General features: G+C 37.8%; 12 protein-coding genes and 1 pseudogene. 10 read left to right on the forward strand and 3 right to left on the reverse strand.

All coding sequences use genetic code 11. From position 1 onward, the window contains the following. The first annotated feature begins 50 nt into the window (after positions 1 to 50). From hisD to ACDX78_RS11895, 4 genes are all read left to right on the forward strand, one after another. Positions 51 to 1,328, forward strand: coding sequence for a histidinol dehydrogenase (hisD, locus tag ACDX78_RS11880; protein WP_486028134.1), 1,278 nt, complete (start codon positions 51 to 53; stop codon positions 1,326 to 1,328). 82 nt (positions 1,329 to 1,410) lie between these two features. Next, positions 1,411 to 2,508, forward strand: a complete 1,098-nt coding sequence (dctP, locus tag ACDX78_RS11885) for a TRAP transporter substrate-binding protein DctP (protein WP_486028135.1) — start codon at positions 1,411 to 1,413, stop codon at positions 2,506 to 2,508. A 167-nt stretch (positions 2,509 to 2,675) separates the two neighbouring features. Next, positions 2,676 to 3,983 carry a TRAP transporter large permease gene (locus tag ACDX78_RS11890; RefSeq protein WP_486028137.1) on the forward strand — a complete coding sequence of 436 codons (1,308 nt, stop codon included), beginning with the start codon at positions 2,676 to 2,678 and terminating at the stop codon, positions 3,981 to 3,983. 294 nt (positions 3,984 to 4,277) lie between these two features. Next, complete coding sequence (locus ACDX78_RS11895; RefSeq protein WP_486028138.1) at positions 4,278 to 4,775, forward strand: TRAP transporter small permease; 498 nt, start codon at positions 4,278 to 4,280, stop codon at positions 4,773 to 4,775. Positions 4,776 to 5,454: 679 nt separating this feature from the next. Here ACDX78_RS11895 and ACDX78_RS11900 read toward each other — a convergent pair. After that, positions 5,455 to 5,667, reverse strand: coding sequence for an IS3 family transposase (locus ACDX78_RS11900; protein ID WP_486028198.1), 213 nt, complete (start codon positions 5,665 to 5,667; stop codon positions 5,455 to 5,457). Positions 5,668 to 5,981: 314 nt separating this feature from the next. Here ACDX78_RS11900 and ACDX78_RS11905 point away from each other — a divergent pair, with 314 nt between their 5' ends. Both ACDX78_RS11905 and ACDX78_RS11910 read left to right on the forward strand, forming a co-directional pair. Further along, positions 5,982 to 6,158 (forward strand): hypothetical protein, encoded by a 177-nt coding sequence (locus ACDX78_RS11905; RefSeq protein WP_486028140.1) that lies wholly within the window; start codon positions 5,982 to 5,984, stop codon positions 6,156 to 6,158. A 69-nt stretch (positions 6,159 to 6,227) separates the two neighbouring features. Next, entirely contained in the window at positions 6,228 to 6,674 is a 447-nt protein-coding gene (locus tag ACDX78_RS11910; protein WP_486028142.1) for a reverse transcriptase domain-containing protein, read from the forward strand. A gap of 335 nt (positions 6,675 to 7,009) precedes the next feature. Here ACDX78_RS11910 and asnB read toward each other — a convergent pair whose 3' ends face one another. After that, a complete protein-coding gene (asnB, locus tag ACDX78_RS11915) occupies positions 7,010 to 8,857 on the reverse strand; it encodes an asparagine synthase (glutamine-hydrolyzing) (protein WP_486028200.1) in 1,848 nt (615 codons plus the stop codon). A gap of 115 nt (positions 8,858 to 8,972) precedes the next feature. On the opposite strand from asnB, the pseudogene ACDX78_RS11920 reads away from it, so the two are divergent. Next, positions 8,973 to 9,278: pseudogene (locus tag ACDX78_RS11920) on the forward strand (type I glutamate--ammonia ligase); the annotation flags it as partial. Positions 9,279 to 9,716: 438 nt separating this feature from the next. On the opposite strand, the gene ACDX78_RS11925 reads toward ACDX78_RS11920, so the two are convergent. Beyond that, complete coding sequence (locus ACDX78_RS11925; protein WP_486028143.1) at positions 9,717 to 10,613, reverse strand: LysR family transcriptional regulator; 897 nt, start codon at positions 10,611 to 10,613, stop codon at positions 9,717 to 9,719. A gap of 414 nt (positions 10,614 to 11,027) precedes the next feature. Here ACDX78_RS11925 and ACDX78_RS11930 point away from each other — a divergent pair, with 414 nt between their 5' ends. Genes ACDX78_RS11930 through ACDX78_RS11940 form a run of 3 tightly spaced genes read left to right on the forward strand, consistent with a single transcriptional unit; the run spans position 11,028 to position 14,859 of the window. Then, positions 11,028 to 12,128, forward strand: a complete 1,101-nt coding sequence (locus ACDX78_RS11930; protein ID WP_486028145.1) for an ABC transporter ATP-binding protein — start codon at positions 11,028 to 11,030, stop codon at positions 12,126 to 12,128. Further along, positions 12,115 to 13,200 (forward strand): ABC transporter substrate-binding protein, encoded by a 1,086-nt coding sequence (locus ACDX78_RS11935; RefSeq protein WP_486028147.1) that lies wholly within the window; start codon positions 12,115 to 12,117, stop codon positions 13,198 to 13,200. The genes ACDX78_RS11930 and ACDX78_RS11935 overlap by 14 nt, the downstream gene beginning before the upstream one ends. 3 nt (positions 13,201 to 13,203) lie before the next feature. Further along, positions 13,204 to 14,859, forward strand: a complete 1,656-nt coding sequence (locus tag ACDX78_RS11940) for an ABC transporter permease (protein ID WP_486028149.1) — start codon at positions 13,204 to 13,206, stop codon at positions 14,857 to 14,859. The last annotated feature ends 28 nt before the right edge of the window (positions 14,860 to 14,887 follow it).

Below are 14,887 nucleotides of genomic sequence, written 5' to 3' on the forward strand. Positions count from 1 at the left end.
TGATATTTGCATTATAATAAATGACATCATTGAGAAGGGTAGGAGAGCAAATGGTAAAGTACATCAAGCAAATGGAAGATATACAAGTTAGTGAGGTGAATGATTTAGAACAGAATGTAAGTACAATCATAAATAATGTCCACAAAAATGGAGATCATGCATTAAGAGAATACACAAAGAAATTTGATGATTTGTCCATAGATGAATTACGTGTTTCCAATGAAGAAATCGAAAATGCAATGAAAGATACTCCAGTTACACTTTTAGAGGATATTAAGTTTTCTATCGAACGTATTAAAGCATTTGCAGAAGCACAAGCGAACACATTAACGGAATTTGAACAAGAAATGATACCCGGGGTTTACTTAGGGCAAAAAGTTATACCTATTGAGTCAGTAGGTGCATATGTACCTGGTGGAAGATATCCATTGCTATCTTCTGCGCAAATGGCTATTATCCCAGCAAAAGTCGCAGGAGTTTCAAATATTAGAGTAGCCACACCGCCTACTAAGGATGGTGTTATTCATCCGGCTGTTTTATGTGCGATACATTTATCAGGAGCTGATGAAATTTTTTCAGTTGGGGGTGCGCAAGCAATTGCTGCATTAGCATATGGAACGGAAACGATTAAACCTGTAAATAAAATAACCGGACCAGGAAATCGCTTTGTTACTGAAGCTAAAAGACAAGTTCATGGTCAAGTAGGCATTGATTTACTTGCAGGACCGAGTGAAGTTTTAGTTGTTGCGGATAAATCAGCAAAAGCAAATTATGTTGCATCTGATTTACTTGCACAAGCGGAACACGATGTTGAAACACATGTAGTTTTAGTAACTGATAGTGAAGACTTAGCAAACAATGTTTTAGAAGAAATAGAAAACCAACTAACAACACTTCCTACTGCTGAGGTAGCTAGAGCAGCTTGGAATAAAAGAGGCCAAATTATTTTAACTGAAAAGCTTGAAGAATCTGTTCAAGTAACAAATGAAATTGCCCCAGAACATTTGCATATACAAATAGAAAATGCTTACGAACATAAAGACAAATTTACTAATTATGGGTCGCTCTTTTTAGGAGAAAATTCACCAGTAGTCTTTGCAGACAAGGTCTGTGGTACAAATCATATTTTACCAACAAAAGGTGCAGCAAAATACACAGGTGGTGTTTGGGTAGGTACGTTCCTCAAAGTAGTCACCTATCAGCGAGTTAATGAGACAGGTGTACAACAATTAGCGCCACATTGTATTAGACAGTCTAATCGCGAAGGGTTGATTGGACATCGCCGCTCCGCAGAAATTAGATTAGATGGGAAAATTTCTCTGGAATAATAAAAAATATCATTAAGTTTTGTCATGCAAAATTTTGTTCATATCAAATAATAAATCATTCAATATTATGAGGGAGATCATTATGAGAAAAGTTTATGTATTACTCTTTTTGTCAATTGTTTTATTGTTGAGTGCCTGTGGAGATACAGATGAAAGTGGAAGTCAATCAACATATATTGCATCAACGGGATATCCAAATACAGATGGATCTGTTGATACTTTTTCCATACCAATATTAGAAAATGTAATGGAACAATCAGATGCGGTAGATTTTGATATTTTTACAGGAGGAGAGCTTTTTGATGCAGACGATGCATTAGATGCGTTAAATTCTGAATCCATTGATATAGAGATGGTGCTATCACCTACTTTAGATCCGCAACGATTCCCTTATTCCAGTGTTGTGGGGTTGCCGTTGTTAGAATCAGATGCCAGTGTAGCAGCTGAAGCGATTCAAAAGTTAGTAGAAAGCGATGTTGAAATTAGTGATGGAAAGACATATTATGAACTTGAATTCTCGGATAAGGATTTATTTGCTTTACCTATTCATCCTACCGAAACATATGTTATTTCTACCGCAGGAACAAAACTGGATACATTAGATAATTTTAATCAATCTGTTAGTATTAGAGCTAGTTCAAATGTTCATGAAATGTTTATTAATGAATTAGGCCTTTCACCAGTGGCGTTACCAGCAACAGAGATATATGATGGTTTAAGTCGTGGCTCTATAGATGGTGTTATGCTAAATGTCCCTGACTGGCCACCGTATGGAGTCGATGAGCAGACAGATTATACGCTTACGGGGCTTAGCCTAGGACACTTCCCTGTATTCTTCTCCATGAAGCAAGAAACTTGGGATTCTTTTCCTGATGATGTACAAGAAATATTTAAAGAAGAAGCGAGTGAGTTAATTCAATCTGGTCCAGAAGTTTACAAAGGTCAAGTAGAAGAAATTTTACCTGAGTATGAAGAAAATGGTGGAGAGTTAACAGAAGTTACTTCCTTAGATGCAGAAGTTCAGGATAAAATTAATCAAGCGATTTTTAATACATGGGAAAATTGGATAGAAGATTTAGAAAGTCGTGACCATGCTGGAAAAGAAATCGCACTACTTTGGAGAGACTTAATTGTAGAATCAGGTGGAAGCTTACCGCAAGAAATCATGGATATGGAGTAATCATAAAGAAAAGTTTTTATTATTACTTTGATTTTAAAATTCTTTAATACAAAAGTGTTTGAACTTGCTTAAATGAAAAACGAGTTCAAACACTTTTAAAAAGGCTCTATACAGTATTTAACAAAATATCATCTCGCTTAATCAATAATGAAGGGAGTAATATAATATTGGAAAGTTTATTAATTATTATTCCATTCCTTTTATTAATCTATTTATTAATTGTTGGCCAATACATTAGCTCCCTATTTTTATCAATGGGGATTTTAGGTATCTTTTTATTAGGAGGAATGCAGCAATTAAATGGATTTTTACAAAGTGATTCTTTTACACAAGTAGCCAGTTATTCACTTACAACAATTCCTCTGTACATTTTAATGGCTCAATTTGTTATGGGAACAAGAATAGTTGAAGATTTGTATGGTTTAGCATTTAAAATATCGGGCGGAAAAAAAGGGTCACTAGGAGTAATTACGATTATAATTGGTGGTATGCTAGGTTCAGTATCTGGCTCTAGTTCAGCTACCTCAGCAACAATGGCTAAGGTATCTATACCAGAGCTAAAAAGAAAGGGATATAGTGATCAGTTCGCAGGTGCGACAGTAGCAGTAGCTGCTGCTCTTTCTGCAATAATTCCTCCGAGTGTTATGACGATTATTTATGCAGTTGCAGCTCGTGTACCTATAGGAGAAATGTTTATAGCTTCTATCGTTCCTGGTATATTAATAATCGTCATTTTTTCTTTCATTCTCCTGTTATATTTAAGAAAATACGAGCCTGAAGTACCTGTAGTAGATGAAGAACAGGTGGAGGATCCGCCTAAATCTCGTTACATTATAGCTATAACCATGGCAGGAGCAATGGCGTTAGCGATTTTTGGTGGGATTTTCACTGGAATATTTACACCAACGGAAGCAGGTGCAATTGGAGCTTTCCTTGCTTTCCTTATGGCGGTATTATTGAAACGGGTAAATAAAGAATTTTTAAAAAATACGCTGACGGAAACGACAAAAATTACTGTCATGACAATGTTTATTGTAATAGGAGCTTCTTTATTTGGACGCTTTGTTTCATTGTCACTTCTTCCTAGAAAGATAATTGGTTTATTAGAGCCCTTACAAAGCACGCCTGTGCTGATTTTAATCATTATATTAGTGTTTTACTTTGTTTTATTTATGTTTATTGATAATATAGCCGTTCTTTTAATGACAATACCTATTATCATGCCGATAATAGAAAATATTGGTGTAGATCCAATATGGTTTGGTGTCATGGTAATGGTTTCTTGTACAATTGGGCTAATTACGCCACCAGTTGGCACAAATGTGTTTATTGTAGGTAGTACAACAGGGATATCCATAGAAGGAATGTTTAAAGTTACGCTTATTTTTGCTATAATCACATCGATAATTGTGCTTGGATTGTTGATTTTATTCCCTCAACTTATTACTTGGCTACCAAGTATAATGATGAATTAAAAAATGGTGAATAAGTAAGTGTATTCATGTTTGGTTGGGACTTGAACTTCAATTATAAAATAAGTCAAAAGTGATTATCCCACTAGCTCAGAATGAGTAGACTTGGTAGTTGTGCACAACGATATTAAACGACTGAGCCACTCCTCCTTAACCCAGTACTTGTTGAATGAATGGTCATTAGTCCCCATTCCGAATATTTCAACCTGTTCGGTTGTCAGGGGAGCTATTCTGAGCAAAAGGGATACTCATTAAGTCAAATGATAAAAGAACAACTTAAATATTGGGGGTGGAATTATGCAATATATAATGAAGACGAATAAATTCATTCAGGAAATTGGCAAAAATATAAGTGGATTAGCAATATTGTCTATGATGATTATTATTGTATTAGACGTAGTAATGAGGAATATTTTTCAAATATCTATCCCCGGTTCATATGTAATCATCGAAAATTTTTTAATGCCAATTGCTATTTTCCCTGCATTAGGTTATGTATATATGGTTCATATTTTACCTAGGTTAAGTGAGTTTATTGAAAGAAGATCGAGACGCTTTGAAAGATTTAATAGGTTTTTGCTATTGGGAATTGATATCATTGTTTTTGGGTTATTAACGTATTATACGTTTTTATTCTTTCTGGATGGTTATAATAATCAAATTGCAATACCGGTAGCCACAAACTTTATACCATTGTGGCCAATATATTTTTTAATACCACTAGGATATTTTTTAGTGTTACAAGAAGTAATACTACAACTCATACAGGAAATAAGGCTCTCACTTATGAAATAATCCAGTGAACCATGGTGACAGCTGCCGTGGGCCTTGTAGTAAATCTTCACCAGCGTGAGTTTCCTACCCTTTGTAAGAAAGGCATGATATTACAGGCTTTAAAGTTTTCGTATAAACTTAATAAGCATCTGAGTACTAAGTTGGGTCAAACAAACGATCTCACCTGATTTGGCTCGTTTCCCCCGGATAAATTGGATAGCCGGCACTTCTGAAATCAGATGGGTACAGTTACAAATAAGTAATTGGAGGAGGCAGGAAAAGCAGTTACGCGTCACATGATGGATTAAGATCTATTGTCCTCGAGTTTACGATTTTATGACTTGACCAATTTCGCGACGTTGCCACAATGCATGAAAAATCGGATTTAGTGAAAAGTGGGAGGGAAAACAATAGCGAAATGATTGATAGCAATTCGCGTTGGTTCAGATGGTTACAAAAAAGCTCCTTTTTCCAGTGCCGTCATATATTTATGAGGGAAATCAAGTAAACAGTGCGAGATTTGTTTTTTAAACAATTAAAGGACAAATTGTCCGAATTTCAGATAGCTGTTGCAGTGTTTAAGATTGCCTTTGATAAGGGAAGTAATACAAAAAAGAATTTTGCCGAACTGGATGCCTCTGAGGTTCAGTATATGGCATTGTTATCATTGGCGTGTTATAAAGGTTTGGTGAACACCTAATTAATGTAGAGTTTCATACCCTGGGAGCTTCTTCCCGCGTTCCATTCCTAAGTTAGCTTCATGCATAATTCGAGCAACTTTCTTATGATTCATCATAGTGCCTTTTGATTTGAATTCCTTGGTGATCCGTTTGGCACTGTAGGTATTTTTATGCTCTCTGTATATTTTTTTATTTGACCCAGCAGCTTCTTTTCTTCCTTGGACACGATTTATTTAACATGCTTTAAATAAGCATAATAACCACTTTTGGACACACCAAGTACACGGCATAAAAGCACCACAGGATAGTGATGAGCCTTTCTTAAATAAGAATAGCGTCATATTTTTTTGCTACTCGTTCTTTTTGAGAAAGGCCTGAACGAGGAGAATTTGATTTATCGGAAGTCTTACTAACTGATGGTACTCTGAGATAGGGAAAGCCTATTACGCGGGGAAGCGGTTAGCAGAAATTGAATCAATCGAAGGAAACATGAGCTTCATTTAAAGGAAGATTTCGTCCCTTAATTCAACGTAAGGAGAAACCAATCATGAAAACTGGATTAGAGAGAATAGCAGTAAAAGCTCAACAAGATTCAAACCTACAATTTACATCGTTAGCACATCACATTACAAAAGAACTGATTTGGGATAGCTTGCACCATATGCCAAAGAACGCCTGCCCGGTATTGATGTGTCACAAGAGATATGGCTGCAATAGACTTTGAAAGTTGGATTGGCGGGATGATGAATGTAACCCACAGGAAAAGTTATAAACCGACCGCAGTAAGAAGGGTTTGGATACTAAAGCCTGGGAAATTGGGAAAAGACCAATCGGTGTACCTGCGGTTGCGGATAGTGCGTTACAAAGAAATACGGCAACGGTACTTTCTTCAATTTATGAACAAGACTTTCTAAATTGTTCATTCGGCGGACGACCAAACATAGGAGCACACAATGCCTTAGCTACACTTAACGAAACAATTTCAGGCAAGAAAGTTAGTTGGGTACTAGAAGCCGATCTAAAGAACTTCTTTGGCACCTTAGATCATGACTGGGTAATTGATTTTGTACAACATAGGATTGGTAATCCCAGAATCATAAGTATAATCGTAAAAGCAGGCGTAATGGAAGGTAAAGAAGTGCATGTCAGTGAGACTGGGACACCGCAAGGGGGTTCAATAAGTGCACTGTTAAGCAACATTTATCTACGTATTAGATTTATGGTTTGGCGTTATTGGTAGTAGAAGACAGAAGAGCTATATAACATGGGAAAAGTTCAATGAGATTAAAGAGATTTTCCCTCTGGAGCGTCTTAAACTTTCATTCCGTTTTCGAAACTGAAAATGTACGCAATACTGTGAAATAATTTCTGTAGAGCCCGGTGCGGGAAATCTGCACGCCGGGTTCTGTGGGGTTCCAGGTCGCCAATTGGGCGACCATTTCTACCCGGAGGCAGCCACACAAGTGGGTGCCTTACTCTCTGTCAATCAGCTTTTGCTATACGTTGTTGGAATCATGGCATAGCAGTTGTATTTCAATATTTTTTCCATGCTTCTTCCAACCTTAGTCCTTATTACTATTCAACAATATTAATGTTATACTCTTTTAGCCAAAGATTAACTTGGATTAGGTACGCCATCATTTGTGGCCCAGTCATTAACTGCCCGAACCATGGCGATGGATAGCTTTTACCGCCCGATTCTGCAATTTCCCTAACCTTCCCTGCATCAATTAACTCCAATAATGGGGAGGATGTGTCATCAAGAATGTTCAGTAACCAGGTCTTTACAGCTTTCGTATAATGTGGGTTGTGTGTTTTGGGATATGGACTTTTCTTGCGGTATAATATCTCATCGGGTAGCCAGCCTTTTAATGCTTGCCTTAAAATTCCTTTTTCACGGTTATCGATCATTTTCATTTCCCAGGGGATATTCCAGACATATTCCACGAGCCGGTGGTCTGAGAAAGGAACGCGAACCTCTAAACTTGCGCCCATGCTCATTCGGTCTTTGCGATCAAGCAGTGTTGACATAAACCAGTGGAGATTCAAGTAAAATAATTCCCGCCGTCGCGCTTCTGTTTGGCTTTCTCCATCAAGTTTCGGCGTTTCTGCAATCGTCTGTTGATAACGCTCGTGCTGATAAGCAGGTAGCGTTAATTTCTTACGCCAATCCGGTTTCAATATTTTTTCGCGTTCCTGATTATATTGCATCCATGGAAAACCTTTGTGAAACAGCAGCTCCTGATTATGAAACCACGGATAACCTCCAAAAATTTCATCCGCACATTCCCCGGATAAGGAAACAGTTGCCTTCTTTTTTATTTGTTTGCAAAACCAGAGAAGCGAGGAATCGACATCAGCCATCCCAGGCAGGTCCCGGGCTATCACTGCTTCTTCTAAAGAAGCAACAAGTTCCTCCGTATCAATCACTTCCGAATGATGGTTGCTTCCAAGTGTAGACACCATTTTTTTAATCCAGTGTTCGTCAGCGTTGGGCTGAAATTCACTTTTCATGAAATATTTATCGTTGTTGATATAGTCCACAGAAAACGTATCAAGTTTTCCTTTTCGATTCTTTTTATAGTAATCGTTTGCTATGGCGCTAATCGCACTGGAATCAACCCCTCCGGATAAAAAAGTAGAAAGCGGTACATCAGAGACAAGCTGACGAATAACGGAATCCACAAAAAGGTCTCTAACTTTTTCAGATGTTTCATCCAGTGTATCTTCATGGGCTTTACTTTCCACATCCCAATACCGCCATTTTTTTAAACCATTCTTAGAAAAGCTAAGCGCATGACCAGGTCTGAGCGAATCAATCCCCCGAAACACACCATGGCCCGGTGTTCTTGATGGACCCAGCCCAAAAACTTCCTGGAGCCCTTCCAGGTCCACTTCAGCTTTTATATGATTATGAGCAAGAATCGCTTTCTGCTCTGAACCAAAAAGAAATCCCTCTGATGATACCGAATAGAAAAATGGTTTTACACCTAAACGGTCACGTGCAGCAAACAATTGCTGCTTTGCTTCATCCCAAATGGCAAAGGCGTAAATACCATTTAAATATTTGAGACAGTTTTCCTCCCAGGCTATATATGATTTAAGCAGTATCTCCGTATCGGAATGGGATTGAAAGCGATGGCCAAGCTTCATCAGCTCCCTGCGAATGTCTTCTGTATTATATAACTCTCCGTTATAGCAAATAGTATAATCACTGTCGTCATATTCCCGGCTCATTGGCTGTTTGCCTCCAGCCGGATCTACTACGGTCAACCTGGTATGACCCAGCAGACAATGACGGGAGGACCAGACATTAAAATCGTCCGGCCCCCTTTTCACCAAAGTTTTCGCCATTTTGTCTACAGTACCAATCTGTTTCGTTAAATCTTTCTGAAAATGAACCCATCCGGTAATTCCGCACATATTTCTCACCTCTCTGCTGTATAAAAATATTGTATGCACTGAAAGCTTGCCCCATGTTACTATACAAAATCTGAGTTTATTAGTTGTTAAAAGAAATAAAATTATTTAAACTAAATATTTAGCAATGGCGGTTATCCTTACTTCAGGCTTAAAAGGCATAGAACAGCAATTGGAAGCGCCGGCGCCAATCGAGCAGAATATTTATGAAATGGATCAAGATGAAAGAATAAGAAACGGAATACAGGATCTTCCTGCCACACTACATGAAGCAATAAAGTTATTAAAAACGGATCAAGTGATCATCGGAGCGATGGGAGAGCACATAATAGACCATTTTCTTGAAGCGAAGGAAATTGAGTGGGATATGTTCCGTACAACCGTACATCCATGGGAAAGAGAACAGTATTTAACGTCTTACTAACATTGACATGACAACTTTGAACTGAATTTAATCGAAGGATTATGGGGTTGGTTGAAAAAAACAGTAATTTTTAATGTGTTTAATAAATCCGTTAATGAGATCCGTGAAGCCGTTCAATCATTTATCTCAGAAAACAGCAAGAGTCCTGGTGCCATAGTTCGTAGGTTGTGTACTAAATTATAATTGTTAAATTCGATTTATATAGTACAAGGGTATAGAAAATCAATAAACATTACACACAGGATAAATTGTATAAGGATTAATAACAATAAGACAAATTTAAAAGAAACATTCAGCGCTTAATAAGTCTGCTTATCGGAGAACAGCTGCCGATTTTCTTTATAAATAATTGTCGCATAACCTTCTTGCCTACTTTTCTTTCGATTGTATTATTGAAAGGTAAGGAGGCTTTTTCATATGGTGGATTCATTTAAATTATTACCACCACTTATTCCCCTGCACACCAGGCACCAAGGAAATAAATTGCCTCATAAGTGGAGTAATGGGTCTGTCTTTTCGATAAATCACTGAAATATAGCGGTTAACTGGCATTTTTGGGACTGGTCTTGCAACTAAGTGACCATGTTCAATAAAGGTGTTTACAGCACGTTTTGAAATGATTGATATACCGGATTTCATTTTTACCATTGTACATATAGCTTCAATAGAACTAAGTTCCATTTTAATTAATAATTTAATATTTTCATCCTGACTCCAACGATTGATCATTTCCCTTGTTGATCCTTGTTTATGTAAAATAAATTTCTCTCCTTGCAGGTCATCGATTGTTATAGCTTTCTCTGTGTTTAACGGATGATCCGGAGAAAGAATAAGCACTAAATCATCATCTGTTACCCTATGGATTTCTAATGTATCATCATGCATGTTCTGTTCAGAAACAATACCAAAATCTATTTTTCTCTCTTTAATCATTTGTACAGTTATTGGTGTGGACTGTACCGTCAAGGAAAGGTGGATATTCTGATTTTTTTCAGTGAAAATACTGAGAACCGGAGGAAGAATATAATTTGCTGGAATGTGGCTTGCCCCAATTAGTAATTCCCCTCTACGATAAGTTTGATAATCTTTCATCACTCTTTCAGTTTCTTGTACCAGTGATAGTATTTCCGCGGTGTAGGTCTGAAGCATTTTTCCTGCAGGTGTCAGGGTAAATATATTAGGCCGTTTATTATATAATTGAACCCCGATTTCCTCCTCCAGTTTTTTCAAATGAAAAGAAACCGTAGGCTGTTTAATTCCAAGCTCGTTCGCAGTTATTGTGACACTTTTTGTTATGGCAAGCTTATGGAAGATTTCCATTTGATGTAAATTCATATACGTACCTCCATAGATAAAATCTATCATACTATTGATACTACATTAGTTTTTTTAAAAGAATATTAACGTTTAGTTAAAAATCAATTAATATTTCTTCTGTATAGTTAACTGTGTAGACAATTTTATGCTAGTCTTTCAGAATTTCCAGAGAGAAAATGAGGTGACTTCCAAAAATTAATGGTAATAGAGTTAGAAATAAGCTTTGCCAGTTTATTTTCATAAGCATTTTTCAAAAAAGAGCATGCTACATAAGCCTGCGGATACTATTTTAAATATTTTTCAATCAGACGACAGCTGCTTCTTTTCATTGCGCCATAAGTAGGAAGGAAAACAAAAAATAGCTCAGTTAAGACCTAGTTCCGTATAACTCACTGCATGCAGAGTCTAATTATGTAGTAAAGGAGGAGCGAATTGCATATAGAAGTTTCTGGAATTGAAAAGAAATTTGGATATTTACAGGCGCTATCGCCCCTTGAATTGATAATTGAGAAAGGTGAGTTTGTCAGCTTGCTGGGACCATCCGGCTGTGGAAAAACTACCTTTTTACGAATACTTGCCGGACTGGAAACACCAGATCAGGGTGCGATCAAATTCGGAGGGGACACTATTTTTTCTAAAACAAAGAAAATAGAATTGCCCCCTCAAAAGCGTAACATAGGAATGGTATTTCAAGATTTTGCTTTATGGCCGCATATGACAGTATTCGATAATGTTGCATACAGTTTGAGAGCAACCGGTGAAAAAAAAGACCTGAAACTAAAAGTGGAAAAAGCATTGGAAAATGTTCATTTGGAGGCATATAGAAACAAGTATCCACACCAGCTATCAGGGGGGCAGCAACAACGAGTTGCCTTTGCCCGTGCGATTGCTAATAATCCACCCATAGTTCTTTTGGATGAGCCCTTAAGTGCATTAGATGCAGCACTTAGAGATGATATGCGTTTTCTTTTACAAACACTTGTGAAAAAACTTGGAATTACTGCCATTTATGTAACGCATGATCAGAGTGAAGCAATGGCTATGTCAGATCGAATTGTTGTTATGAACCAAGGGAAGGTTATGCAGTTTAATACACCGGAGGAAATTTATCATAAACCGGAAAATGAAATGGTGGCAGCTTTTGTAGGTCGAGGTGTTTTACTTAAGGGATCAGTAGATAAGAAAAATGGAGAGGGATATCTTTCATTGAACAAGCATGCAGGTGTTCGTTTTCCAATAAATAATTGGCATGCTGCACCAATCAGCGGTGACATTACAGCCATTGTTCGACCAGAGAATGTATCCATATCTGAAACAAAGGATGATCAAAGTATTGTTGCTATTGTGGAAAGTTCCAGTTTTTTCGGGGAGCATTATGAACTATTGCTTCGAATTAAGAAGAGCGATCAAACTTTGCTTGCCTATTCATCTTCACGTTTTGAGATAGGGAGAGAAGTTTATTGTCAGATAGATAGTCAGCATGTAAATTTAATTAATCAATCTGGAGGGCAAAATACGTATGAAACAGCTTAAATATTTTCTTGTAATGTTAACCATAGTTATTTTACTGGCAGCCTGTGGTGACGCTGAAGAAACCGATGTTTCAGAAGAAAATCAGGATGTGCAAACAGAAGATCAAGCAGGGGAAGCATCTGAAAACACGGATGAAGCTAAGGAAGAAACTGCACTGGAGGAAACAGGAGAACTTGTACTATATACTTCTGGACCCGGAGGTATGGCAGAGCAATTAGTAGAAGCATTTATGGAGGAAACGGATATTGAGGTGGACATGTACCAGGCAACGACTGGCCAGGTGTTGGGTCGTCTAGAAGCAGAGCAAAGCAATCCGATTGCCGATGTTGTTGTATTAGCATCCTTACCAGCAGCAATGGATTATGCCGATCAGGGTTTGATATACCCGTATGAATCTGAATATGCGGGTCAAATGCGTACAGGCTGGTATGATGAAGATTTTCATTATTATGGTTTTTCCGGGTCTGCTGTTGGGTTAAGCTATAATACGGATCTTGTTGAGGAACCACCGGCAGATTGGGCAGATTTACTTGATGAAAGTTACCAGGATAGTATTGCTATCCCTGATCCAAGTCAATCGGGAACTGCACTAGATTTTATCTCTGCATATGAGAATCAGTATGGGGATGAAGCGTGGGAGCTTTTTAGCAATTTGAAAGATAATGGACTCATTTTGGAAGGCGCGAACAGACCTGCTTTGGATTCCGTCATCAGTGGGGCGAACAAGGTAGTCATGGGTGGTGTTGATTATATGGTGCACAGCTCTCAGGCTGATGGTGAACCTGTTGATATAGTTTTTCCAAGCAGTGGTACCATGATTACTCCACGTCCGGCATTTATTTTGGAATCAGCACAAAATCTGGATGCTGCACAAAAATATATTGATTTCATCCTTTCAGACAAAGGGCAGGAAATTGTGGCAGATGCTTATTTAATACCGGGACGTGAAGATGTTTCCACTCATACGGATCGTGCACCAATAGAGGAGATTGAAGTGCTGGATTATGACTGGAATTATTTAATAGAAAATAGTGAATCCACTCTTCAGGAATTTACTGAATTGGTACGATAATCAATGAAGAATGTATCAGAAAAAATAAATAAGTATTTAGTATTAGTAGCACTTGTTATATTAGTTCTTATTCCTTTAGGGAGCTTGCTTCTGAGAAGCATTTTCCCTGAAGGAAACTTTGAGGGGTTTTCCTCCTTTGCTTTATTATTGGAGGAAAATAATCGGGAAATCCTGTTAAATTCTTTGCTGCTTGGGTTGGGCGTTGTATTTGTTTCCACTCTGATTGCCGGTCCGCTTGCCTATTTGATGTCACGTACGGAAATGCAGAAGCATCGATGGATAGATGTTGTTTTAATTATCCCATTTATGACACCGCCCTATATCGCATCGATGGGCTGGATTATTGCGATGCAGCGTAATGGATTTGCAGAACAAATTTTTCCTTTCCTTGATAAGATTACACCTTACTTTTTCTCTTACTTTGGAATGGTACTGATTATGAGTTTTCATTTGTTTCCGTTCATCTATTTAATTATGAGAAATACACTGTCTAATATTGGTGGTCGACTTGAGGAAGCTGCCATTATACATGGCGGAAGTTTTCCGTATCGCTTAAGGAAGATTATTATACCGCTTTTTTTATCCGGCTATAGTATGGGAGCATTACTGGTATTTGTAAAAACAATCGGTGAGTTTGGCACCCCGGTTACACTTGGAAATCGAATTGGATATAATGTCCTAACATCTGAAATTCATCGTTATACCTCTGTTTGGCCGATAGATTATGGAACTGCAGCTATTCTTTCCACCATGCTACTTGGAGTGAGTATGACGGTATGGTTTATTCAGCAGTGGATATCCCAAAGATCTCAATCACGTGTTGTGTCTGGAAAAGGACATACGGTTGCACGGGCGAGGCTGGGAAAAGGGAAAATATTTGCGTGGGTCTATCTGTTTATTATATTGGCATTGGCAATAGGAGTTCCTTATTTCTCGATTGCGACAACTGCATTTATGAAAATACAGGGTGACGGATTTATGTTATCGAATTTCACCTTGGATCATTTTAAAGAATTGTTTGCAGGCAGTGGAATGAGTGCATTGCTCAATAGTGTATGGCTTGCTGCGATTGCTGCAATTATTAGTGTGATAATTGGAATATGGATTGCTATTACGGTCTCAAATAAAAGAGGAACCGCTGTTAAAACAATAGATTTTCTTAGCCTTACACCAAACACCGTACCAGGGATTGTTATTGTCGTCGGTCTCATTCTTATGTGGAATGCTGAGTGGGTGAAAATTCCGATATATAACACATGGGTGATGCTCGTACTAACCTATGTTGTTCTTTATTTACCATTTACGGTGCAAAATATTAAAGCAATATACGGGCAATTGGGAGATTCCTTGTTCCAGGCAGCTATGGTGAGCGGTGCTAGTAAGTTTTATCAGTTACGGACGATTTTATTACCACTTTTGATTCCCGGTATTCTGGCAGGATGGGTGATGACCTTTACCATATCCATGCGCGAACTTGTGGGCTCTCTTATTTTGCGGCCGCCGGATATGCATACAACTGCAACATTTATTTATTCTCAGTTTGAACAGGGTTCCGCTTCCTTAGGTATGGCAATGGCACTGATTTCAGTTGGAATTACAACAGCGGTAATCGTAGGTATAGAACAAATTAAATATAAACTGCAATTATATCGCAAATAACCTTGAACAAAATTTTAGGTTTACATAG

Source organism: Virgibacillus oceani, from assembly GCF_041521345.1.
In the GTDB taxonomy this organism is placed as follows: domain Bacteria; phylum Bacillota; class Bacilli; order Bacillales; family Amphibacillaceae; genus Virgibacillus_N; species Virgibacillus_N oceani_A.